Annotated in this window: 20 protein-coding genes and 2 tRNA genes; 6 read left to right on the forward strand and 16 right to left on the reverse strand. The window is 46.1% G+C overall.

Features of this window, described 5'->3' with window-relative positions:
* Window positions 1-10: 10 nt before the first annotated feature.
* Together CBI30_RS10025 and CBI30_RS10030 are read right to left on the reverse strand one after the other, a co-directional pair.
* Window positions 11-406: a helix-turn-helix domain-containing protein gene (locus CBI30_RS10025; protein WP_088528164.1), complete on the reverse strand. Its 396-nt coding sequence runs from the start codon at window positions 404-406 to the stop codon at window positions 11-13.
* A gap of 124 nt (window positions 407-530) precedes the next feature.
* Window positions 531-989, reverse strand: a complete 459-nt coding sequence (locus tag CBI30_RS10030; protein ID WP_088528182.1) for a hypothetical protein — start codon at window positions 987-989, stop codon at window positions 531-533.
* A gap of 252 nt (window positions 990-1,241) precedes the next feature.
* On the opposite strand from CBI30_RS10030, the gene wecB reads away from it, so the two are divergent.
* The 4 genes from wecB to CBI30_RS10050 are packed head-to-tail and all read left to right on the forward strand — an operon-like array spanning window position 1,242 to window position 8,007.
* On the forward strand, window positions 1,242-2,339 hold the full coding sequence (gene wecB, locus CBI30_RS10035; RefSeq protein ID WP_088528165.1) for a non-hydrolyzing UDP-N-acetylglucosamine 2-epimerase: 1,098 nt from the start codon (window positions 1,242-1,244) through the stop codon (window positions 2,337-2,339).
* Window positions 2,340-2,341: 2 nt separating this feature from the next.
* Complete coding sequence (locus CBI30_RS10040; RefSeq protein ID WP_088528166.1) at window positions 2,342-4,549, forward strand: glycosyl transferase family protein; 2,208 nt, start codon at window positions 2,342-2,344, stop codon at window positions 4,547-4,549.
* Window positions 4,550-4,564: 15 nt separating this feature from the next.
* Complete coding sequence (locus tag CBI30_RS10045) at window positions 4,565-7,117, forward strand: NfrA family protein (RefSeq protein WP_240553571.1); 2,553 nt, start codon at window positions 4,565-4,567, stop codon at window positions 7,115-7,117.
* Complete coding sequence (locus CBI30_RS10050; RefSeq protein WP_088528168.1) at window positions 7,117-8,007, forward strand: DUF4434 domain-containing protein; 891 nt, start codon at window positions 7,117-7,119, stop codon at window positions 8,005-8,007. Before CBI30_RS10045 ends, CBI30_RS10050 begins: the two co-directional genes overlap by 1 nt.
* A gap of 62 nt (window positions 8,008-8,069) precedes the next feature.
* On the opposite strand, the gene CBI30_RS10055 is transcribed toward CBI30_RS10050, so the two are convergent.
* From CBI30_RS10055 to uvrC, 4 genes are all read right to left on the reverse strand, one after another.
* Window positions 8,070-8,143 (reverse strand) — tRNA-Cys (locus CBI30_RS10055).
* A gap of 49 nt (window positions 8,144-8,192) precedes the next feature.
* Window positions 8,193-8,268, reverse strand: a tRNA-Gly gene (locus CBI30_RS10060).
* A 117-nt stretch (window positions 8,269-8,385) separates the two neighbouring features.
* Window positions 8,386-8,961 carry a CDP-diacylglycerol--glycerol-3-phosphate 3-phosphatidyltransferase gene (gene pgsA / locus CBI30_RS10065; RefSeq protein WP_088528169.1) on the reverse strand — a complete coding sequence of 192 codons (576 nt, stop codon included), beginning with the start codon at window positions 8,959-8,961 and terminating at the stop codon, window positions 8,386-8,388.
* A gap of 36 nt (window positions 8,962-8,997) precedes the next feature.
* Window positions 8,998-10,938 (reverse strand): excinuclease ABC subunit UvrC, encoded by a 1,941-nt coding sequence (gene uvrC / locus CBI30_RS10070; protein ID WP_088528170.1) that lies wholly within the window; start codon window positions 10,936-10,938, stop codon window positions 8,998-9,000.
* On the opposite strand from uvrC, the gene earP reads away from it, so the two are divergent.
* Complete coding sequence (gene earP / locus CBI30_RS10075) at window positions 10,937-12,016, forward strand: elongation factor P maturation arginine rhamnosyltransferase EarP (RefSeq protein ID WP_088528171.1); 1,080 nt, start codon at window positions 10,937-10,939, stop codon at window positions 12,014-12,016. The genes uvrC and earP overlap by 2 nt on opposite strands.
* A gap of 87 nt (window positions 12,017-12,103) precedes the next feature.
* Window positions 12,104-12,664 (forward strand): elongation factor P, encoded by a 561-nt coding sequence (gene efp / locus CBI30_RS10080; protein WP_088528172.1) that lies wholly within the window; start codon window positions 12,104-12,106, stop codon window positions 12,662-12,664.
* Window positions 12,665-12,744: 80 nt separating this feature from the next.
* Here efp and nagZ read toward each other — a convergent pair whose 3' ends face one another.
* From nagZ to CBI30_RS10130, 10 genes are all read right to left on the reverse strand, one after another.
* Window positions 12,745-13,821: a beta-N-acetylhexosaminidase gene (gene nagZ / locus CBI30_RS10085; RefSeq protein ID WP_088528173.1), complete on the reverse strand. Its 1,077-nt coding sequence runs from the start codon at window positions 13,819-13,821 to the stop codon at window positions 12,745-12,747.
* Between the two features lie 40 nt (window positions 13,822-13,861).
* Window positions 13,862-14,254, reverse strand: a complete 393-nt coding sequence (gene acpS / locus CBI30_RS10090) for a holo-ACP synthase (RefSeq protein ID WP_088528174.1) — start codon at window positions 14,252-14,254, stop codon at window positions 13,862-13,864.
* 15 nt (window positions 14,255-14,269) lie between these two features.
* Window positions 14,270-15,013 carry a pyridoxine 5'-phosphate synthase gene (gene pdxJ, locus CBI30_RS10095; RefSeq protein ID WP_088528175.1) on the reverse strand — a complete coding sequence of 248 codons (744 nt, stop codon included), beginning with the start codon at window positions 15,011-15,013 and terminating at the stop codon, window positions 14,270-14,272.
* A gap of 12 nt (window positions 15,014-15,025) precedes the next feature.
* The gene (recO, locus tag CBI30_RS10100; protein WP_088528176.1) at window positions 15,026-15,760 is read right to left on the reverse strand and encodes a DNA repair protein RecO; all 735 of its coding nucleotides are present in this window, start codon (window positions 15,758-15,760) and stop codon (window positions 15,026-15,028) included.
* A 6-nt stretch (window positions 15,761-15,766) separates the two neighbouring features.
* Window positions 15,767-16,705, reverse strand: coding sequence for a GTPase Era (era, locus tag CBI30_RS10105; protein ID WP_088528177.1), 939 nt, complete (start codon window positions 16,703-16,705; stop codon window positions 15,767-15,769).
* Window positions 16,706-16,707: 2 nt separating this feature from the next.
* The gene (rnc, locus tag CBI30_RS10110) at window positions 16,708-17,499 is read right to left on the reverse strand and encodes a ribonuclease III (protein WP_088528178.1); all 792 of its coding nucleotides are present in this window, start codon (window positions 17,497-17,499) and stop codon (window positions 16,708-16,710) included.
* A 4-nt stretch (window positions 17,500-17,503) separates the two neighbouring features.
* Window positions 17,504-18,310 carry a signal peptidase I gene (gene lepB / locus CBI30_RS10115; protein ID WP_088528179.1) on the reverse strand — a complete coding sequence of 269 codons (807 nt, stop codon included), beginning with the start codon at window positions 18,308-18,310 and terminating at the stop codon, window positions 17,504-17,506.
* Window positions 18,310-20,115, reverse strand: coding sequence for a translation elongation factor 4 (lepA, locus tag CBI30_RS10120; protein ID WP_088528180.1), 1,806 nt, complete (start codon window positions 20,113-20,115; stop codon window positions 18,310-18,312). Before lepA ends, lepB begins: the two co-directional genes overlap by 1 nt.
* A gap of 144 nt (window positions 20,116-20,259) precedes the next feature.
* Window positions 20,260-21,708: a DegQ family serine endoprotease gene (locus CBI30_RS10125; RefSeq protein ID WP_088528181.1), complete on the reverse strand. Its 1,449-nt coding sequence runs from the start codon at window positions 21,706-21,708 to the stop codon at window positions 20,260-20,262.
* Between the two features lie 63 nt (window positions 21,709-21,771).
* Window positions 21,772-22,489, reverse strand: a 718-nt coding sequence (locus CBI30_RS10130) for a beta-ketoacyl-ACP synthase II (RefSeq protein ID WP_143744387.1), incomplete at its 5' end; no start/stop codon positions are given.

Genomic DNA, 22,489 nt, shown 5'->3' on the forward strand with positions numbered 1-22,489 from the left:
GTCATCTGAGTCACTGGCTTATTGGTTGGGGTGAACGGTTTGAAGGTTTGGGCATGGGAGCTCGTCCTTTAGGCTTAGCTTGCAAGGCTGCAAGACCACCTTCATTGTAGAGTTTTTGCCATCTCCCAAGGGTGGCAGGAGAGGCGATATTAAAGTGGGCGGCAGTCTGGTTAATGGAGAGCTGGTGCTCGGCCATATATTGCAAAACAGAATGTTTAAAGATGTCCGTGTAGGTTTTATGGCCTTGAATCAAGCTACTTTGCCCATGTATCTTGAAGGCATAAACCCATTTTTTTATAAAGGCAGGGTTGACCTCGTAGAGGGTTGCCGTTGATCTAAATCCGTCCCTAGTTGATAGGTAGTGGTTAATAACGGCTAATTTGAACTCTTTGCTGTATTTGGACATGAAAACTGCACCTTAGTGGGTTGGAGGGGTGTCCAACTTTTGTGGTGCAGTTCATTTATAGAGGCCTTTTTTATTGCTGACTTGTAAACAATTCAGCAATCATATTTAGCTGATAAGGCTATTTTTATTTCTTAGTTGGCGCAACCACATTCGCATTCTTCGGTGAAGCGGTAATCGTGATGATAGTTTTGGGTCCGCCAAATGAACCTTCATTTACTTCCACTGTTGAAGTGCGATCACCTTTAGTGAATACCAAAATACTGGTTTTTGATTTCACTGCACTAATAGTGGTCCAGCCAGCTTTTGGATATTCTGCCTGAAAGAACGCATAGATATCAGTTGGTGTTTGCACGCCAGATAAAACAACGCGCCCAACCCAGTTGTCACCGCGACCAATGATTAATGAATCAGAACCAATGATCTTGGATGCCGCAGGCAATGGCATATCGCCCAAAAGTTGAGATTGAATTTCTTGGACTTCGCTCGGCGTACCAGTAGGAGAGTCGCCAGAGGAGGCGCATGCAGCCAATAGCAAGGTCAGTGTAATAACTGCAGTACGCCTAAAAAGTTGAAATGCGGTCATTGTTTTCGCCCAAGAACTAAATAGTAGCATTTTATGGCAGTAGTCCATTCCGTCAAGCAAATGAAACCAAAATCAAAGTTGGGGGAGCTGAATTTGCCACAGTCGCTAAATATAGCACTTAAAAGTAGTAGCAAACCACCATTTACTTTGTACACAAAAATTATAACAATCGTAACTAATATGCAATAAAAATTAACTTAAAAATTTAGGTGCGCTTAAAAAGTTGCATCCTTCATTTTTTAAGGCTTTCATTTGTTAACCAAACCAAAAATTCTGATTGTGTGTGGGACCCGTCCAGAGATTATTAAACTGGCACCCATCTATCATTTTCTACGAACGCAAACTTGGTGCGAAGTTCAGTGGCTCCATACTGGCCAACATCAAGAAATGGCAGAGCAAATTTTGGCCTGCTTCGATATCACCCCCGATATTGTTTTAAGTAGAGCAGGAAGTTCCTTATCTGAATTCAGCATAGGCTGTCGACAGCAACTGGATGTGGTGATGGAATCAAATACATGGAGCGCCGTAATTGTTCAGGGTGATACCGAAAGCGCGTTCCTTGGAGGGTTATCTGCCTTTTATCAACGCATCCCTATTGCCCATGTAGAGGCAGGCCTTAGAACATACGATCTAACTAGACCATTCCCAGAAGAAGGTCTCAGGCAGATGCTTTCTCGCATAACCTATTTTCATTTTCCACCAACTGAAGGTGGAAAGAATGCGTTAATTAAAGAGGCAATCCCTGTAAAAAATATTTATGTCACGGGCAATACTGTAGTGGATGCTCAAAAGTGGGTTATTAAAAAATATAACATCCACAAAGCAATAACTTCTGGTCGAAATATATTAGTAACTATGCATCGACGAGAAAATTGGGGTAGCGATATTGAGGAGGCTTGCATGGCAATTGCCAGTCTAGCCAAAACCCATGCAGACTTAAAAGTCATATTTCCGGTGCACCTCAACCCGATCGTTCAAAAATCGGTGGATCCAATTCTGGGGGGTCTGGCTAATGTCACCTTAACCCGCCCATTTGGATATCTTGAAATGCAGCAAGCCATTGCCAATGCATGGCTTATCTTGACTGACTCAGGCGGAATACAGGAGGAGGCCCCCACCTTTCATGTACCTGTATTAGTCCTGAGAAAGGAAACAGAAAGGCCTGAGGCAGTTCACGCTGGATGCGCCAAGATTATTGGCACCAGTGGAGCTGCAATAATCGATGAGGTCAACGCCTTATGGAAAGATGCTGGGCTATATGAATCAATGAAGCCCAGCAGCAACCCCTTTGGAGATGGGCACGCCAGTGAGCGCATTAGTGAGGTTCTCAAGAGCCAGTTAAGTCACTAGCCATGTATCTGATTGATGTTGTAGCGAGCCTTCTTTTTATACTCAAATATATTGCAATAACAATTGCAATCATGATCTCTATTAGTAGTATTGATGATTTGTTCATCGATATTGTGTACTGGGTTCGTCGTTTTATTCGATCAATCACCATTTATCGACGACATCCAAAAATGCAGTACTCTGCCCTACTATCCATTCCAGAGAAGCCGCTTGCCATTATGGTTCCCGCATGGCACGAAACGGGCGTCATTGGAAAAATGGCTGAGTTAGCAGCCATCACGCTGGATTATGAAAATTACCATATTTTTGTTGGCACCTATCCCAACGACCCAGAGACTCAATTAGATGTAGACAAGGTCTGTGCCGTTTTTCCTAATGTGCATAAAGTTGTATGCGCAAGACCAGGCCCTACCAGTAAAGCGGACTGCCTAAATAATGTGCTGGACGCAATATTGCAATTTGAGTTGAAGGCCAGCCTAGAGTTCTCTGGATTTATCCTGCATGATTCCGAAGATGTCGTTTCACCTCTAGAGTTACGCCTGTTTAATTATCTGCTTCCAAAGAATGATCTTATTCAAATTCCGGTGTACCCCTTTGAAAAGGGGTGGATGAATTTCACCTCCATGCATTATTTGGATGAGTTTGCAGAACTGCACGGCAAGGATGTTGTGGTTCGAGAGGCTCTATCTGGCCAGGTTCCTAGCGCTGGCGTCGGAACTTGCTTTAGTCGAAAAGCGGTCTTGGCTTTATTAGAAGATGGTGATGGCATTGCATTTGATGCGCAGAGCTTGACCGAAGACTATGACATCGGATTTCGCCTAAAAGCTAAAGGCTTGAAAGAAGTGTTTGTTCGTTTTCCCGTGATATTTGATGACTCTAACGAGGCAAGAAAAAAACTATTGAGGGGTCAAAGTATTCGAGACTCAAATGTTATTTGCGTGCGAGAGTATTTCCCAGATACGTTAGCCACTGCGATTAGACAAAAATCACGCTGGATTACAGGGATTGTGTTTCAGGGATATCAAACACATCACTGGACTGCAAGCCCCATCTTGAACTATTTCCTTTGGCGGGACCGCAAAGGAGCAATTACAAACTTTATTAGTTTTATTGCAACAATCATTTTAATTCAATTGATTCTGCTTTGGCTTTACCAAAATTTATGGCCCGGAGCGTACCATTTTCTATCTATTTTTGAGTCGAGTGAATGGTTGATGGGATTCTTGTGGCTCAATTTCTTTTTGATGATGAATCGAATTGCACAACGAATATTTTTCGTTTCCTCCTATTACGGCCTCAAAGAAGGTCTGATGTCCATTCCACGCTTATTTTGGGGAAACTATATTAATTTCATGGCCAATTGGAAGGCGGTGAAACAAGTCATGCAGCATGGGGATGTTCGTCGTATTGCCTGGGATAAGACGACTCACGACTTTCCAACTATTGGCCTTGAGAATAAAGAGCGTAAAAAGTTGGGGCATATTCTGATTGGGCGGAAAGTAATTACACAAGAGCAGTTGGATTCAGTTTTAGTCCACAAAAAAAATGGTATAAAAATAGGCAGTGCCCTTGTGCATGAGGGAATCTTGACCTCTACTGAGTTAGCTGATGCGCTATCAATCCAAGCTGGCGTGCCCGCTGAGTCAATTGATGCTTATGCTATTTCAGAGGATCTAATCAATAGCGTTTCCGCCTCCATCGCTTTGCAATACGCAATTTTGCCAATTAGACGGGAAAAGAGTTTTTTAGTGTTTGCTAGCGAGTCCGCGCTAGACCCTATTTCCATTGCAGCGATTAGCAGGAAAGTGGGTTGTCAAATACGTTATGTCATTGCACCAAAAGGTCAGGTCACTATCGGACTAAGGAAATGGTATACCCATCTACGAGCAGATGATCCTCACAAGACACTAGACGAAGCTGTCTCTACCGGAAAGATCAATTCAAATCAGTCTGAAGAAATCTGGAAGTTTTATGTGTCTAGACAGATATTGCTCGCTGAGATATTGGTTTCATTGGGCCATATCAACGAGGCTGCATTAAGGGCGCTTCTTTTACAGCACTCAGTCACCAAGTTATATCTTGGCGACTTTTTAGTAGATAAAAATATCATTAGTAAAGAGACGTTGCAAAAGGCACTTGAACTTCAGCGCCATCTTCAGCCTGATATAAGAAAGTTGGTTGAGTCTGAAATTCGGCTGCAAGGCACCTAAATGAAGATCTTAATAATGCTTTTCATTATTGCGTTTTCGCTAAATGCTTATGCACAGAAGCCAGAAAAAATCGACTTGGGGCCTGGGATTAATTCATATCAGAAATTTCTAATTTACCCCCGTATTGAAAAGGGCTTGAGCGCCTTAGATGAGGGGAACAACCAAAGGGCTATTGAGGAATTTTCATGGGCCCGAAAAAGAGCTCCTCAAAGCCCTTTAACTGCCTTGTATCTTGCAAATGCTTACATCAAAGAAGATGACTATGCCAAAGCCAAAGAGGTGCTTGAGCAACAGCTTGCATTTACCCCAAAGAATCAGCAAATCTTAAAAAGGCTGTCCAACACCCTTATCCTGGAGAGAGATTATTTAGCCGCTGCAGATTCGCTAAAAGAAGAATTAAAGATTAATGAAAATAATGTCATTGCTCAGGAAAAGCTCAAGGTTGTAAATCAGGAACTGGCTAATGTAGAGAGTAATCGCTTAAAAACTCTTCAAGAAGAGGATCCAGCCCAGTTTTTAGCAGACTTAAAAGATAAAAAAGTGCGATTTGATAACGCTTTTGAGGAAAGAAATTGGATCGATCTGCTGCTAACGGATTTTGCAAAGCAACCTGAATTACTTCTAAGTTATCAACCAGAGTTTGATTCAAATAGAATATATCAATCCGAGAAAATACTACAAAGATTACTCAACGAAGGGCGGCAATCAGAGGCCGATACATACCTCTTGAATCTCCCGAACTCGATTAAATTGAACCCTATTTTTTTAGACCACTTAAGCTATCAATTGGTAAATGAAAATGGCGAACATCAAGCTATTGATTTGCTATTGGACGCTTATCCATTTAAGCAGGCGAGTTACCCTCAACGCGTTGAATTAATTAATCGCTTAATTTTACTGCTGAAAAACCACGGTGATGCTATTGCTACCCCCTACTTGGCAAAGCTAAGTGTTCCTTTGGATCGTCCAGAACTACGATCACTTCAGGTCAAATTATTATCCGCCTTAAATGATTGCCCAGCTATCCGTCAGGTACTGGGTGACTATTCAGCTTTTTATACACCCGATGACTGGAGTCGTTTGGGGAACTGCTATGGCGATAGACTACCCGGTTTAGGTGTACTAGCCTTTGAGCGGGCTGAAGAGCTTGCACCAAACCCAGAAAGGGAAAGGGCCGTGGCGTACCAATCCTTTTACACGAAGAGTTATTTGCGAGCCTTAACTGCCTGGAACTCCATCCCCCTAGACGCGATGACTCCCCCCGACATCTTAAGCGCAGCTACGACTGCTCAAGCGCTTGGTGACACAAAGGAATTGAAAAAATGGTTGCTAGCTTATGAGCAAACAGATGGGGCAAAAGATGATCGCTATTGGTGGCTGCTAGCGCAAACAAAACTAACATCAGACCCACAAGCAGCCCTTATAGACTTATCAAAAGCGGCATCCATTAAACCCTCTGTTACATATTACTCACAGATTGCATCTCTATTAATGACAGAGGGGAAATTGACCGAAGCGATTGCATACTTAAATAAAGCGCTGTTATTAAACCCATCTGACAGCGTGACACAGGCTGCTCTTGGTTATGCTTATTACCGACAAGGAAAATATCAACGCGCTCAATACTATTTGTCTGCCTCTTTAAAAACACGCCCCGATGATGAAGAACTGGTTAAGCAGTTGGCATATACCAATCAAAAGTTGGGCCAGAATACGCAAGCAGTTAAATACGCAGAGGAAGCTATCGATAGCTTCGATCGATATAGTCCGTCAGAAATCACTCCTGATATTAAAAGCCAGCAGTTTGGTATGAGAAGAATGCATGAGGATTTAGAACGTCGCTGGTCATTTACTGCTGATGCCATGAGTGGCAATCAAGTTACTGCGGCCCCTAACATCGGGCAGCCTGGCACGAATTACCGCAGCTATTCTCAGGCAGAGGCAGCCTACCGATTAGGGAATCCTGCAATTGATAATGGAAAATCACTTTCCGCCTACACCCGAATTTTTGCAGGTGGAGGTTTAAATAATTCACCCGTCCCCATTTATGCCCCAATGATTGCGGGTGGCTTAAGATGGAAACCGTTATCAGACTATGTACTTAATTTAGCGGTCGAGGAACAAACGCCTTTAGATCGAGGTCAATTTACTCAAACCTCATTGATGCTTCGAGCTAGCGCCTCATTATTGAATTCAGGAATTTATAGTGATGACTGGCATCCCAATGGCACAGGTTGGATAGCGCAAAACTTATATTTAGATGCAGCCCATTACGTATCTTCATCCGTTACCTCTTTGGTAATGGATTATCGAATGAGCTATCACCAGAAAATTGAAGAGGGGCAAACGATCGAACCTTACGCCCACATACAATGGAGTAGCTTAAACCAAGCAAATGGGCTCGATGAACGTCTTGGGATTGGAGCTAGATGGAACATTTGGCAAGGGCAAAGCAAATACAATGCCTATCCCAGTAAAGTTATGATTGGACTGGAATACCAATACGCTTTTAAAACATATCTAAATGATAAAAGTGCCATCTTTGTAACCCTAGGGGGACGCTGGTAATGCGCGCTCTGTTTGCGATTCTGTTTTGCCTCCTTACCCTTACTGCCCATGCGGAAGGTATTAGGGGAATTTTCTTCCAACCCCAACAGTCTGACCTTGCGGTTCCTACAGAGCGGTGGGCTAAGATTTTTTCTACGGCAAAGGATAGAGGTTTTAATACCATAGTCATTCAGTGGACGAGCTTTGGAGAGGTATTTACTTCTCCTGAAAACCGAGCATGGTTAAAAGATCGACTGATGGATGCCTCACGTGCAGACCTAAAGCTAATCGTAGGGCTGGATGGAGATCCAGACATGTTTACACGTTTAAAGCAGCCACCTTCGATTGTGGGAAGCTACTTTAGAAAAGTAAATCAAGTGAACGTGGATCTAGCTAGCAAATGGGCCAAAACTCTACCAACGAATTCTATTTCTGGATGGTATTTGCCTCTCGAGGTAGATGATCGTCAATGGAGAGAAATTTCAGCGCGCAAGGAGCTAACGAAGTACTTGGTGCGTCAAGTCGATGACCTACAAAAAGTGCTTCCTATTCCGGTCTATATTTCAAGCTTCTTTGCAGGCAATATGTCGCCAGAGCGTTATGCGGCAATGCTCGAAAATATGCAGGCACAATCCCGCATTCATTTTTGGATTCAAGATGGTAGTGGCACGAATAAACTCATGAGCGCTGAACGAGATCTATATTTAAGCGCTGTTAGCAATTGTGCGGGATATGCTGCCACTGGCTTTATTTATGAATTGTTTGAGCAAACTCAACCAGACCAAGTATTTGCTGCAAAGCCACTAAGTCCGCTAGAGATGAGTAGAGCTTTACAACAGAAAAGCCCTTGTAATGGCGATAACGTATTTTTTGCCCTGAACTATCTCGTTGATTTCAATAACTTGAAATGAGCTTAGCAGGTGAAGTGAAGAGATATGCGCACATTGCTCATCAGCCTCCATAAGATTACTCATGGAGGCGCGTGAGGGAATCGAACCCCCGTACGAAGCTTTGCAGGCTCCTGCCTAACCACTCGGCCAACGCGCCATATGCTTGAATCAAAAATGGGAAGCTTTTTAGGGCTTCCCATCGAACTTGGAGCGGGAAAGGAGGTTCGAACTCCCGACCTATACCTTGGCAAGGTATCGCTCTACCAGCTGAGCTATTCCCGCGTAACAGGGCAGTAGTTTAACAAACAATTTAAGAGAAGGCATTATTTGTTGGTGATACTCAAAACTGGGGCAAGGTACAGTTGACTTAAACCCTTATATTAAAAGGATCTACGGTCTTTATTTGGCTTTATCTACTAACTGCGGCAAGGCCTTCTGCATGTAATAAAACATCGACCAAAGGGTCAAAAAGGATGCAATCCAGATTAACCAGGTGCCTACTTGAGCGCAGTTCAACCATCCAAATAAGGTGTCGTTTAACAATAAAAATGGGATCGCAACTAGTTGTGCAGTTGTTTTTAGCTTACCAACCATATGAACAGCAACACTTTTACCAGCCCCCAAGAGAGCCATCCACTCTCTCAATGCAGAGATGGTAATTTCACGTCCGATAATGATTAAGGCAACCCAAACCTGAACGCGATCCATATTGAGTAAGACTAACAATGCAGCAGCAACAATCAACTTATCGGCAACCGGGTCTAAGAATTGCCCAAATGCAGACTCCTGTTTCATGCGGCGGGCCAAGAATCCATCCAGCCAATCCGTGACTGCAGCAAAAACAAAGATCACGGTAGCCGTGAGGTTCTTATCAAATGGAGAGATCCAGCTGTTTGGCAAATAAAACACTACGACCACTAGTGGGATGGCAGCTACACGCAACCAGGTCAGAGCAATGGGTAGATTAAAAGGCATGGCTCAAGCATAAACCAATGTGGGTGCACTTGGAAATCAATGGAGCTGCCGGTAGATTTGTTCAGCCAATGTAGTAGAAATCCCCTCCACACTCGAGATCTCTTCAATAGTGGCATTAGCAACGCCACGCAAGCCACCAAAGCGGGCAAGCAATTTTTGACGGCGTTTTGCTCCAATTCCCTCAATTTCCTCTAATTGAGAAACCGTTCTGGCTTTTGCCCGTTTTGCCCGCATACCCGTGATCGCAAAGCGATGTGCTTCATCACGGATCTGAGCTACTAGTAGCAGAGCTGCGCTATCAATACCTAGCTCAAGTGACTTGCGACCGTCTGCAAAGATCAAGGTCTCCAAGCCGACCTTACGCCCCTCCCCCTTCGCAACACCAACAATGAGGCTAATATCCATACCAAATTCAGAAAGCACTTGCCTTGCCATTTCCACTTGACCTTTACCACCGTCAATCAAAATCAGCTGAGGCATCTTTTCAACTGGCAACTCTTGGAAGTTAGCGTAACGCCGTTGAAGAACCTGACGCATAGCTGCGTAATCATCACCTGGAGTGATATCGTTAATGTTGAAGCGACGATATTCACTTGGCTGCATGGCATTTTTTGAATAGACCACGCAGGAAGCTTGGGTTGCCTCGCCAGAGGTATGGCTAATGTCAAAACATTCGATGCGCAGTTGCTCAAGACTTTCTAATTCAAGAGCTAAGATATCAGCCAAAGCTCGTGCTCTTGCTAGCTGGCCGCCGGTCTCCACTAAGCGCTTTGCAATTGCAATTTTGGCATTACCTTCAGCCATTGCCAGCCAATGCCTTCTTTGCCCTTGAGGTTGATGAAGGAAGGTGATGCGCTTACCAGCCTGGGCATTCAGCAAATCGTGTAAACCTTCTGGAGCTGATTGCTCAGAAGTATCTTCAGTCATTTCTGCTGATGCTGCAATGTCGTCAACCAGCTTTCGCAGGGGATGATTCAGAATTAGTACCGGCGGAATCAAATTGGTAGTTGCTTCCCCGTCACTCGACTTATCTTCAAGATAGTGCTGAGCAATAAATGCTTCGAGAATTTCCGCGGGCGGAGGGAGCTCGCCAGCAGTGGAGCGTAAACCTTTGGGGAAGTAAGCGCGATCACCGAGATGACGTCCACCACGGATCATTGCCAAATTGACGCACACCACGCCCTCCATTTGGGCCACAGCGATGACATCCACATCACCCTCACCATCGGCAACGGTATCCATGGATTGTTGCTGTAAGACGCTAGAGAGGTCAGCAATACGATCCCTTAGGACGGCTGCCATCTCAAACTCCATGGCATCACTGTAAGCATGCATTTTCTTTTCTAGCTCAGACAGTACGCGACTATGGTCGCCCTCCAAAAAGCGAGTCGCTTGCGCCACATCTTGCCCATATTGATCTATGCTGAGTCGCCCTACGCAGGGCGCACTGCAGCGATGGATTTGATGCAGTAAACATGGCCGACTTCGATTCTTAAAGACTGAGTCTTCGCAGGTTCTCAGGCGGAATACTTTTTGTAAAATCTGCACACTATTACGTACCGCCCATGAATTGGGAAACGGGCCAAAGTAATGGTTACGCTTGTCAATTTTTCCACGATACGAGGCCAGCCTCGGAAACTGATGACCGGTTAACATCACATAGGGATAGGACTTATCATCTCGAAAGAGAATATTGAATGGAGGAGCCAACTCCTTAATCAGATTGTTCTCTAGAATTAAGGCTTCAGTTTCTGAGCGTGTTACTGTTGTTTCGTAGCGGGCAATTTTTCCCACCATCAGCTCTATCCGTGGTGAAAGCTGAGTCCGCTGAAAGTAACTAGACACCCGCTTTTTGAGGTTGCGCGCTTTACCGACATACAGGATATGTCCCGCCCCATCAAAGAAGCGATATACCCCCGGCAATCCGGGTAGCCGTTTAACATCCTGCTGAAGGGTTTCAAAAAGCGAATTGCTCATGCGTTGGGATATTTTCTGTCAAATCGTAGATAACTATGGTGATGCTGGTGTTTGCTGGCGTCTAGCGCGAAGCTTAACAAGTCTTCACGGCCAAGAGGTGCGTATTTTTTGCGATGACCTGCCAACCCTCAATTTACTCGCTTCTGGGGTTGATCCAGAAATCAAGCGCCGCATCGATATCCAAACCTGGGAGGCAAGCCATCACAATAGCCGTCATCCAGTAGAAACACCCGATGTTGTGATTGAAGCCTTTGGGTGTGATCTCCCTGAGCGCTACCTTGCAGGCCTGCTCATTGCCCCCAAAAAACCCGTCATTATTAATTTGGAGTACTTGAGCGCTGAGCCTTGGATAGCAGAGTTTCATGGGAAACCCTCACCGCAAGCCCATGGCATTCCGAAATACTTTTTCTTCCCAGGCTTTCAGGCAAATGCAGGCGGCCTCTTAATTGACCCAGTGCCCTCAGAACCTTTCGTCAGCCCCACTAATATTCCAGCAAGCTTAAAAACAAGCTGGAAACTATTGCGCCCCAATACAAAACGCATCAGCGTCTTTTGCTATCCAGGCGCCCCACTCTTAAAATGGCTGGAGGATCTAGGGAGACTTAGCGAGAACTTCGACATTGTTCTGACGCATGGCCAGCTTGAGCAACTCCAGTTCAGCTCTGGCTACCCCACTCAAACAATTACTCTGCCCGCATCTATTCAGCTCATCTCCATTCCCTTTGTTTCTCAAGATGAATATGATTGGATTCTGTCGCAATGTGACTTCAATATTATTCGCGGCGAAGACTCATTCGTCAGAGCGCAATTAGCAGGTAAACCCTTTATTTGGCATATTTACCCTCAGAAGGATCACGCGCACGAGGTCAAACTAGCCGCATTTTTAGACCTCTATCTTGAAGATACATCACAAGAACTGAAACACGCCGTCATCGCTGCCATGACCTGGGCAATGCCTAGTCAATGGATTCAGTCGATAGATGCTTGGAGCGCTCATTCCAAGGCTTGGCGTGCTGATTTACTGAAAAATCAGGCTGATGGCGGCCTAGCTGCCCGTCTAATGGGCTTTGTAGCCTGATCTTCAGCAAAATAAGCCTACGGGCGGTTACAATCTTGTTTTTGATAAAAACCGCAGAAAATCAGCTCTGCACCCAGGAACGGCAAGATGAAAACAGCACAAGAAGTCCGCGTTGGTAACGTAGTAATGATCGGCACTGATGCCATGGTCATTTTAAAAGCAGAATATAGTCGCTCAGGCCGTAACTCCTCTGTTGTGAAAATGAAATTTAAGAACTTGTTATCTGGTGCGCCCAACGAAGGCGTATTCAAAGCAGATGACAAGTTTGATGTGGTGATCTTGGATAAGAAAGATTGCACTTACTCTTACTTTGCAGATCCAATGTATGTGTTCATGGATACCGAATACAACCAATATGAAGTCGAAGCGGAATTCATGGGTGATGCGTTGCATTACCTCGAAGAAAGCATGCCATGCGAAGTGGTGTTCTACGAAGGTAAAGCTCTCTCTGTTGCAATGCCGAACTCTTTGGTTCGTGAAATCATTTACACAGAGCCAGCAGTTAAAGGTGATACCAGCTCAGGCAAAGTATTGAAGACTGCAAAATTAGCTACCGGCTATGAATTGCAAGTTCCCTTGTTCTGCAACACTGGCGACAAGATCGAGATTGATACTCGTACCGGTGAATATCGCAGCCGCGCTAACTAATTAGCTCGCTCGACCAGTAAAAGCCCGGCATGCCGGGCTTTTTTATTGACGAATACTTTCTATTTGAAACTATTGCAAATTTACGCAATTAACTTTAACTGCTGGAGCAAGCCCTTAGCATGCTGATATTGCGCTTCAGTCTGCAACTCTTCCCAAGAAGGGGCTGCTGCAGTCGGCATTAAACGATTTAAACGCTTGGCAGATTCTGCTTGTTTTGCTTTAGAAACTTTCAGCTGACTGAGTAATTGATCTGCTAGATCTGGGCGATTACAAAGTAACACTGCATCACATCCTGCATCAAGCGCCATATCCGCACCCTTCACTACTGACCCCGCAACACTGGCACCCTCCATCGAAAGGTCATCACTAAAGATCACGCCCTCAAAGCCCAACTCTTGACGCAAGATGGAATGCAACCAAACCTTAGAAAATCCTGCTGGATTTTTATCTACCTTGGGATAAATCACATGCGCTGGCATGACCGCTGTCAAGCTCAGATCTAGCCACTCATAAGGCTTAGCATCGGTATTCAGAATTTGCTTCAAAGGGCGCTCATCCACCGGAATTGCCACGTGAGAATCCGCCTCAGCCCAACCATGCCCTGGAAAGTGCTTGCCGCAGTTAGCCATACCCGCCAGGCGTAAGCCTTCATTCAAACTCTTAGCCAACGCAAAAGTAATCTGCGGATCACGACTAAATGCACGATCACCAATCACGCCGCTACGACCAAAATCTAAATCCAGGACTGGCGTAAAGCTAAAGTCCACGCCACAGGCGCGAAGCTCTGCAGCGAGAATGTATCCGCAAGCAGTAGCTACTGCCATCGCTACAGCAGCTGATTCAGCAGTATGAGTTGATTTAGTTTTTGCCCCCCAAAGCTCACCGAGCTTACGCATTGCAGGCAAATGAGTAAAGCCATCAGTTCTACAGCGCTGCACTCGACCGCCTTCATGGTCAATCGAAATCAAAACATCCGATCGCAGTTTTTTAATTTCTGCAGTCAATTTAGTCAGCTGCTTGCGATTGGAAAAATTTCTACCAAATAAAATCACCCCACCAGTGAGGGGATGCAGAATGCGACGACGATCTTCCGCGTTTAACTCAAGGCCAACAACATCTAAAGTTACTGGGCCTGGCTTCATAGTCGACTTACTCATGTATTCCTCTTTACTTGTTTGCTGACTTCTAATATACGAATTATTTTTGAACGACGATGACATGCGCAATGGCCATATCTTGCTCATCACTCACAGTGACCTGCGCGTCCCAATTTCTTTCCTGCATAAATTGGGCAAGCGCACCCAAATAGGATGTGACTGGTTTACCACTAGGCTCATTGAGTGTCTGCAGGGAGCGCCAAGTCATTGGCATCCTCATTCCCAAGCCAATTGCTTTAGAGAAAGCTTCTTTTGCCGCAAATCTAGTTGCCAGAAAGGCAATGCCTCGCTTGTGATTTCTAGCAAGGCGCTGCTTAAAGACCAGCATCTCATCAGGCCCAAGGATTTTTTCAGCCAACCGACCATTCGTGCGATCGTAAGCGGCTTGTAGTCGCTCAATCTGCAAAATGTCAGTGCCAATGCCGATGATCATGTGTTCTTTAGTCTTTTAAGAATGAGCTCTGCCTTGAATCATCAAGGATTTCATATCCGTAATGGCTTTTTGCCAACCTTTAAATAGGGCCTCGGCAACGATGGCATGGCCAATATTCAGCTCGGAGAGCTCTGCAATCGCAGCAACAGACTTTACATTACCCTCATGTAACCCGTGTCCCGCATTGACCCTCAAGCCAATGCTCACTCCAAACTGGGCAGCTTTTCTGATGCGCTCTAGCTCTTGTATTTGTTGATCGCCCTCAAGATCTGCGTAGCGACCAGTATGCAACTCCACTACCGTAGCACCCACATCCTTAGCCGCCTGAATTTGCTTTTCTTCTGGGTCGATAAATAAAGATACCCGAATACCCACATTTTTTAACTGGGTAGTAGCCGCTTTCACCGCATCAAAATGACCGACTACATCTAAGCCGCCCTCAGTAGTCACTTCCTCACGCTTTTCAGGAACAAGACACACATCGTGTGGCTTAACCTTGCAGGCGATGTTTATCATTTCGGGAGTAACGGCACACTCTAGATTCATGCGAGTCTGAATCAAAGGGCGCAATGCTAGTAAATCAGCATCTTTGATATGACGACGATCTTCACGCAAATGTAAAGTAATGAGATCAGCGCCAGCCTCTTCAGCCAAACGAGCAGCCTTCAAAGGATCAGGGTAAATAGTCCCACGCGCATTGCGCAAAGTGGCCACATGATCAATATTGATGCCAAGCTCAAGTTTTGGTTGGGTATTCATTAAAGTAGCTTACTAGATTTTTTTCAGATCAATCAAAATCTGGCGAGTTGTCAGTACTTGATCCTGAAGGTGCAATCCAAGCAAGAAACGCATCAATTGCTTGCTCTCAGAAAGCGTCTCGGAGGCAGAAAAATCTCCTGCCGCGATTGCCAAGAGGGATCGACCACTTAAGACTGGCCAGTGGCCTGGGTCATCGCCTTGTGCAGGCCTGACACCGCGCTCCGGCTGATATACGTATCGCTCTTCTGAGATGGGGGCGCTATCGGTTTCTACGCAGCGATCTAGGGCTGCAGCATAACCCGTCTCTTGCAGCAGGGTGAGCTCAAAAGGACGTAGAATTTCTTCTAAGCCTTTGGATTCAAATTCGAGGTTGGATAAAGCGGAGATTGTGTCGGTGTAGTGGTCGTAAAGTTTTTCATAATCATCTTCACGAGCTAGAAACTTGACAAGCAACTCGTTAAGATAAAACCCGCAAAGTAAGGCATCCCCAACTAAGGATGGAGTGCCGCCCACCCACTCCGACTTCGTCAAAGTACGTAACTCGGATTTGCCACTCCAAGAAACCAGCAGAGGCTGGAAGCGCTGCAGAACAGGTCGTAATACTGAGTGCGGACGCTTAGCACCCTTAGCGATTAAAGCCATGCGACCATATTGCCGCGTAAAGACATCCAAAATTAAGCTAGTTTCCTTATAGGGAATGCTGTGCAATACAAAAGCAGGTTCGTCAGCAACACGAATCAAGGCCATAGTGATTTACTCTAGACCTTGCGCCCGTAACTCAGCACGATCATCGGCCCAGCCGCGCTTGACCTTGACCCAAGTCTCTAAAAAAACTTTACCGTCAAAGAGCTTTTCCATATCAATCCGGGCATCAGTAGAGATCTTCTTGAGGCGTTCGCCCTTGGCGCCAATAATCATCGCCTTATGGCTATCGCGGTCCACCAAAATCGTCGCTGCAATACGACGCATCTTGCCATCCATCTTGAATTGATCAATCACCACTGTGCTGGTGTATGGCAATTCTTCACCAGTAAAGCGGAAGACCTTCTCACGCAAGATCTCAGCAGCCAGAAAACGCTCACTGCGATCCGTCAGCGTATCGCCATCGTATACCGGTGGGGCTTCAGGTAGATAGCCTTCTAGAACATCAAGGAGTCTCTGTACATCCCCAGGGCTTTTCGCACTCATTGGCACGATCTCAGTAAATTCACATTTACCCTGATCTTCATGGCCGCCCAAATCACTCCAGGGCTGGCTCATGTCTTTCATGAAATTGAGTAAAGCCTGATCACGCTCAGATGGAGTCTGAAAGCGACTATTAAATAAGTCTAATTTGTTCAATACCAGTACAACTGGTAAATCATTCGGAAGTAGGCGAAGAACCTTCTTATCATCCTCCCCAAAGTATCCTGCCTCAACCACAAAGCAAGCTACATTCACATCTTGCAATGCCGTGGTTACCGTACGGTTTAAGGCTTTGTTGAGGGTATTCATCAATCGAGTCTGAAAACCTGGTGTATCAATGAAGATGAACTGCGTCTCTTCGCGATTCTGAATACCCAAAATACGGTGACGCGTTGTTTGCGCCTTGCGAGAGGTAATGCTGATCTTCTGACCAACCAAAGCGTTCAATAAAGTCGATTTGCCCATATTGGGACGCCCGACAATGGCGATAGTGCCGCATCTAAACATGATTAACCCTTCAGCTTAAGATTTAATTGCTCTTCGGTTGCCACTTTTTTTGCTGCTTTCTTTTTGGCTGACCGAGTCTTTTTAGGTTTACCCAACTCTTGCGGCAAGGCTTTTTGTGCAGCGATCAAAGCCAGCTTCGCCGCCGCTTGTTCAGCTGCACGTCGAGAAGCGCCCTCACCCTTAACAGCAACCTTCAGACTGGGTATCAAGCACTCAACCTCAAATTGCTGGTTGTGAGCAGCGCCGCTAGTACCCGTGACGTTATAAGTGGGCAATGGTAATTGATAGCTTTGCAAGCACTCTTGCAGCAGAGTCTTATCGTCCTTACCTAAAGTCTTTGGATCAACGTGAGCCAAGATGATGGAATAGAGTTTGCGCAGGCAGGTTTTAGCAGCATCAAATCCACCGTCCAAAAAGATCGCACCAGTAACTGCCTCAAGGGTATCGGCCAAAATCGATGGGCGACGAAATCCCCCGCTCTTGAGCTCGCCTTCACCTAAGCGAAGGTAGTCCGACAAAGACAATGTTTGTGCAATCTCATATAAAGCCTGTTGTTTCACTAAGTTCGCGCGGACACGAGAAAGATCACCCTCATCTAAATCGGAGTAACGCTCATAAAGCATTTCAGCAACTACGCAATTGAGAATGGAGTCACCCAAAAACTCTAAGCGCTCATTATTCTTCTTGCTGTGACTGCGATGCGTGAGCGCTTGATTGAGTAGATCTAGCTTCTTGAACGTGTAACCAAGTTGCGCTTGTAGCGGTGCAGTTTCGATCGTAGCGCGGGCGTTCATGACCTTATTCGAATCCGCCAATACGACCAAGATTTCCAAGGTTCAGCCAAACAAAGAAAGCTTTACCTACGATATTTTTATCTGGTACGAATCCCCAGTAACGAGAATCTGCGCTGTTATCGCGGTTATCGCCCATGGCAAAGTAGTGGCCCGCTGGCACTGTACAGGTGAGTCCGGCATTTTGATATTGGCAGCTTTCAAACCCAGGGAAACGCTCTGCTGGGAAATTGCCCGCAGGACGATCAGGATCATTCAGAATCTCGTGCCTATTACCACCAAGATCGGCAGGAAAGGATTCTGCAAAACGTTTGGCATAGCGCATGTTTTCTGGGTCGAGGTAAGACTCACCGCCACTGTACTGCAAGGGCTGACCATTGATGCTTAAACGCTTATCCTGATAGGTAATCGTATCGCCTGGCAAAGCCACAATGCGCTTGATGTAATCAACTGACTCATCACGTGGGTAGCGGAACACTACTACGTCGCCACGCTTGGGAGAGCCTAACTCAACTACCTTTTGATTGATGACTGGCAAGCGAATACCGTAGGTGAACTTATTTACCAAAATAAAGTCACCGATCTGCAAGGTAGGAATCATCGATCCCGATGGAATTTTGAAGGGCTCCACAATAAAAGAGCGCAATACAAATACGGCGCAAATCACCGGGAAGAAGCCTGCCGTATATTCCAGCCACAAAGGCATGCGGTCGATACCAGCAATGCGTCTTTGAGGAGCGAAATAGTATCGGTCAGCAATCCAAGCAATGCCAGATACCACTACCAAGATAAAAAGAATGAGTGCGAAATTCATTAGCCATCCACCTGCAAAATCGCCAAGAAAGCTTCTTGCGGAATCTCCACATTACCCACCTGCTTCATGCGTTTCTTACCTTCTTTTTGCTTCTCTAATAACTTACGCTTACGGGAGATATCGCCACCGTAACACTTGGCCAATACATTTTTACGTAATGCTTTGACGTTTTCACGAGCAACAATGTTGCTACCAATCGCCGCCTGAATCGCCACATCAAACATTTGGCGCGGAATAATCCCGCGCATTTTAGCGACGACTTCGCGCCCGCGATGCTGACTATTACTTCTGTGTACGATCACCGAGAGTGCATCAACCCGCTCGCCGTTAATCAGGATGTCGACCTTCACCACATCGGCTGGACGATACTCTTTGAACTCGTAATCCATGGATGCATAGCCGCGTGAGATGGATTTCATTTTGTCAAAGAAATCCAACACAATCTCCGCCATCGGCAACTCATAGGTGAGCTTAACTTGGCGTCCAAGATAATTCATATCCATCTGAATGCCACGCTTACCGACGCACAAGGTAATAATCGCGCCGACATACTCTTGCGGCATATATAGATTAACCGTCACAATCGGCTCAAGAATCGTATTGATCTTGCTAGCCTCTGGCATCTTAGATGGGTTATCTACCGACAAGATGGAGCCATCAGACTGCTCTACCTGGTACACCACCGTTGGAGCGGTAGTAATGAGATTCATATCGTACTGACGTTCTAAACGCTCTTGCACAATCTCCATGTGGAGCAATCCAAGGAAGCCGCAGCGGAATCCAAAACCAAGGGCCTGTGATACCTCCGGCTCATACAAGAGTGAGGCATCATTTAATTGAAGCTTCTCCAAAGATTCGCGTAGCTGATCGTATTCACTAGCCTCTACTGGATACAGGCCGGCAAAGACTTGAGGCTTGACCTCTTTAAAACCAGGAAGTGGTTTAGTAGCGGGAATTCGACCTTGTTGTCCAGGGGTATGGGTAACCGTATCACCTACCTTGGCAGCTTTTAATTCTTTAATACCAGCAATCACAAAGCCAACTTGACCAGCAGATAACTCTGGACGATCTACAGATTTCGGGCTAAACACGCCCACATGCTCGACTAGATGGCTTGAACCATTCGCCATTAGAGTAATTTTTTCTTTGGGCTTTAAGGTGCCATTAACGACACGCACCAACATGACCACACCAACATAGTTATCAAACCATGAGTCAATTATCAAGGCCTGCAATGGATCAGCCGCGCTGCCTTTTGGTGGCGGCACACGAGCAATCATTTCCTCGATCACTTCCGCAACACCCAAGCCTGTTTTAGCTGAGCATGTCACTGCAGCAGAGGCATCAATACCAATCACATCTTCAATTTCTTGTTTAGCACGCTCAGGATCAGCTTGAGGCAAATCAATCTTGTTAAGAACTGGCACAACCTCAACACCCAACTCTAAGGCCATGTAACAGTTGGCAACGGTCTGCGCCTCAACGCCCTGACTCGCATCTACGACTAGCAATGCACCTTCGCATGCTGACAAGGAGCGACTAACCTCATATGAGAAGTCAACGTGTCCAGGCGTGTCAATCAGATTGATGTGGTAAGTCTTGCCATCTTTGGCTTTATAAGACAGTGCAGCAGTTTGCGCTTTAATGGTGATGCCACGCTCACGCTCAATATCCATTGAGTCGAGAACCTGAGCTTCCATTTCACGATCAGAGAGACCGCCACACAATTGAATAATGCGATCAGCAAGCGTTGATTTGCCGTGATCGATATGGGCGATGATAGAAAAATTGCGGATTAAATCCATAGCGTCTTATTTGGTCTTCAAAAAACGCCTTGTCAGAACGCACCACGATGATGCGCTGCAAAAAGTCGTCTTAAAGTGATTGTAATGGGTCACGCCAAATTGGCGCCCAACCCGTTTTTTTACATCAAAAAGCAGGATTTCTGCTTATTTTGGCCTAATAGGGATAATCATGGTGCTGTCGGCTCGACGAATGAAAATCGGGACTGACTTATTGGCATCCAAGCCCTTAACAAGGCTCTCAAACTGCTTTATCCCCGTGATATCAGCATCTGCTATCCGAATGATCACATCGCCTGGACGCACCCCTGCACGCGCCAATGGGCCATCACCTAAGCCAGTAACCTCAACACCATTACGGATATTCAGTTCCTTTTTCTTGCTATCTGAAAGCTCGGAAACGGCCACCCCAAGGGAATTGGCATTTGCCCCACTTGAATTAGAGCCATCAGCCTTCTTCACAGCAACTTGACCAGCCTCTGTATCCACTACAGAAACCATCAAGTCCTTAATGGCCCCCTTGCGCCAAACCTGCACATTTGCGCTAGTGCCCGGTTTAGTCTCTCCAACCGCTCTTGGCAGATCAGTAGATTTGCCAATATCTCGGCCATTAAAGCTAAGAATCACGTCGCCGGACTCAATGCCACCTGTGGCAGCTGGGCCGCCTGGCTCAACATTGCGAACATAAGCACCACGAGGTTTGCCAAGACCTAAGCTTTCGGCAATCTCTTTGGTCATTTCACCTAAAGCGACGCCAATACGACCACGCGTCATTTTTCCATTGGTACGCAACTGATCTGCAACGCGCATCGCCTCATCAATCGGAATCGCAAAAGAGATACCCATATATCCACCAGAGCGACTAAATATTTGGGAGTTAATGCCAATGGCTTGTCCCGCGGTATTTAATAATGGGCCGCCAGAGTTTCCCGGATTCACCGCCACGTCAGTCTGAATAAACGGCAAGTAGTCACCAGTGTCACGGCTCTTGGCGGACACAATCCCTGCGGTCACAGTGTTTTCCAGTCCGAATGGGGAACCGATCGCCAACACCCACTCACCCACCCTCACTCTAGAAGAATCGCCTAGGGGGAGCTTAGGTAAATCACGCGCATCAATTTTGACAACCGCCACATCGGTGCGCTTATCCATACCCAATAATTTAGCCTTGTACTCACGCTTATCAGTCAAGGTTACATAGATCGTATTTGCGCCCTCCACAACGTGGGCATTCGTCAGAATCAAACCATTGGAATCAATGATGAAGCCCGAGCCTACGCCACGATCAGCCTCTTGTGGTTTACCGGGGTTTGGTTGCGCTTGCTTTGGGCCACTAGGAAGCCCAGGGATAGGCACCCCAAAGAATCTACGGAAGAACTCAGCTTGATCCTCAGGCATCCCCGGAATGCCGCCCTGAGCCTGCTGCTGCATCACTTTTTCAGTTGTGCGGATATTCACCACCGCAGGGCTAGCACGCTCAACCAGATCCGCAAAATCAGGGATAGATACGCGCGGAGTTTGCGCGAATGCAGTAGGAATAAATGCAACTTGCCCCAAGCTAAATATAGCTAAGAAGGCAATAAGATACTTTTTCATGATGCTATAGACCTGCTTGGTAAAAACCAATAATTAAGGAAAGGAAATAACCTATTGAGAATATTAAGTCAGTTTGCCAAAAATCAAGGTACCGTTAGTACCCCCAAAGCCAAAGTTGTTTTTGACGGCATGGTCAATCTTCACATCGCGAGCAGTATTAGCGCAGTAGTCCAAATCGCACTCGGGATCTTGATTGAAGATGTTGATTGTTGGTGGGGATTTCTGGTTATGCAAAGCCAAAATTGTAAAGACAGACTCCAGGCCACCAGCGCCACCCAAAAGGTGACCAGTCATCGACTTAGTGGAGTTGATCAAGGTCTTCTTAGCGTGATCGCCAAGAGCGGCCTTAATGGCGGCAGTTTCATTCTTATCACCCAAAGGTGTTGAAGTACCGTGCGCATTAATGTAGTCAATCTGGTCAGCATTCAAGCCGGCATCGCGCATGGCATTGAGCATGCAACGACGTGGGCCATCCATATTAGGTGCAGTCATGTGATACGCATCACCACTCATGCCAAAGCCTAAGAGCTCACAGTAGATTTTTGCGCCACGGGCTTTAGCGTGCTCATATTCCTCAAGAACGACAACGCCAGCACCCTCACCCAGAACGAAACCATCGCGGTCCCTGTCCCATGGGCGTGAAGCAGTTGCAGGGTCATCATTGCGAGTGGATAGCGCACGAGCCGAAGCAAAGCCGCCAACACCTAAAGCAGATATAGTGGATTCCGCGCCGCCGGCAACCATCACATCCATCAGCCTGCACAGCCAAATACAAACAGCC

It is taken from the genome of Polynucleobacter aenigmaticus, assembly GCF_002206635.1.
Classification (GTDB): domain Bacteria; phylum Pseudomonadota; class Gammaproteobacteria; order Burkholderiales; family Burkholderiaceae; genus Polynucleobacter; species Polynucleobacter aenigmaticus.

Excerpts from the sequence above, each read along its gene's own strand:
- CBI30_RS10025 (WP_088528164.1), bottom strand. The coding sequence starts at position 406 with ATGTCCAAATACAGCAAAGAGTTCAAATTAGCCGTTATTAACCACTAC.
- CBI30_RS10030 (WP_088528182.1), bottom strand. The coding sequence starts at position 989 with ATGACCGCATTTCAACTTTTTAGGCGTACTGCAGTTATTACACTGACC.
- CBI30_RS10040 (WP_088528166.1), top strand. The coding sequence starts at position 2,342 with ATGTATCTGATTGATGTTGTAGCGAGCCTTCTTTTTATACTCAAATAT.
- CBI30_RS10045 (WP_240553571.1), top strand. The coding sequence starts at position 4,565 with ATGCTTTTCATTATTGCGTTTTCGCTAAATGCTTATGCACAGAAGCCA.
- CBI30_RS10050 (WP_088528168.1), top strand. The coding sequence starts at position 7,117 with ATGCGCGCTCTGTTTGCGATTCTGTTTTGCCTCCTTACCCTTACTGCC.
- pgsA (WP_088528169.1), bottom strand. The coding sequence starts at position 8,961 with ATGCCTTTTAATCTACCCATTGCTCTGACCTGGTTGCGTGTAGCTGCC.
- earP (WP_088528171.1), top strand. The coding sequence starts at position 10,937 with ATGCGTTGGGATATTTTCTGTCAAATCGTAGATAACTATGGTGATGCT.
- uvrC (WP_088528170.1), bottom strand. The coding sequence starts at position 10,938 with ATGAGCAATTCGCTTTTTGAAACCCTTCAGCAGGATGTTAAACGGCTA.
- efp (WP_088528172.1), top strand. The coding sequence starts at position 12,104 with ATGAAAACAGCACAAGAAGTCCGCGTTGGTAACGTAGTAATGATCGGC.
- nagZ (WP_088528173.1), bottom strand. The coding sequence starts at position 13,821 with ATGAGTAAGTCGACTATGAAGCCAGGCCCAGTAACTTTAGATGTTGTT.
- acpS (WP_088528174.1), bottom strand. The coding sequence starts at position 14,254 with ATGATCATCGGCATTGGCACTGACATTTTGCAGATTGAGCGACTACAA.
- pdxJ (WP_088528175.1), bottom strand. The coding sequence starts at position 15,013 with ATGAATACCCAACCAAAACTTGAGCTTGGCATCAATATTGATCATGTG.
- recO (WP_088528176.1), bottom strand. The coding sequence starts at position 15,760 with ATGGCCTTGATTCGTGTTGCTGACGAACCTGCTTTTGTATTGCACAGC.
- era (WP_088528177.1), bottom strand. The coding sequence starts at position 16,705 with ATGTTTAGATGCGGCACTATCGCCATTGTCGGGCGTCCCAATATGGGC.
- rnc (WP_088528178.1), bottom strand. The coding sequence starts at position 17,499 with ATGAACGCCCGCGCTACGATCGAAACTGCACCGCTACAAGCGCAACTT.
- lepB (WP_088528179.1), bottom strand. The coding sequence starts at position 18,310 with ATGAATTTCGCACTCATTCTTTTTATCTTGGTAGTGGTATCTGGCATT.
- lepA (WP_088528180.1), bottom strand. The coding sequence starts at position 20,115 with ATGGATTTAATCCGCAATTTTTCTATCATCGCCCATATCGATCACGGC.
- CBI30_RS10125 (WP_088528181.1), bottom strand. The coding sequence starts at position 21,708 with ATGAAAAAGTATCTTATTGCCTTCTTAGCTATATTTAGCTTGGGGCAA.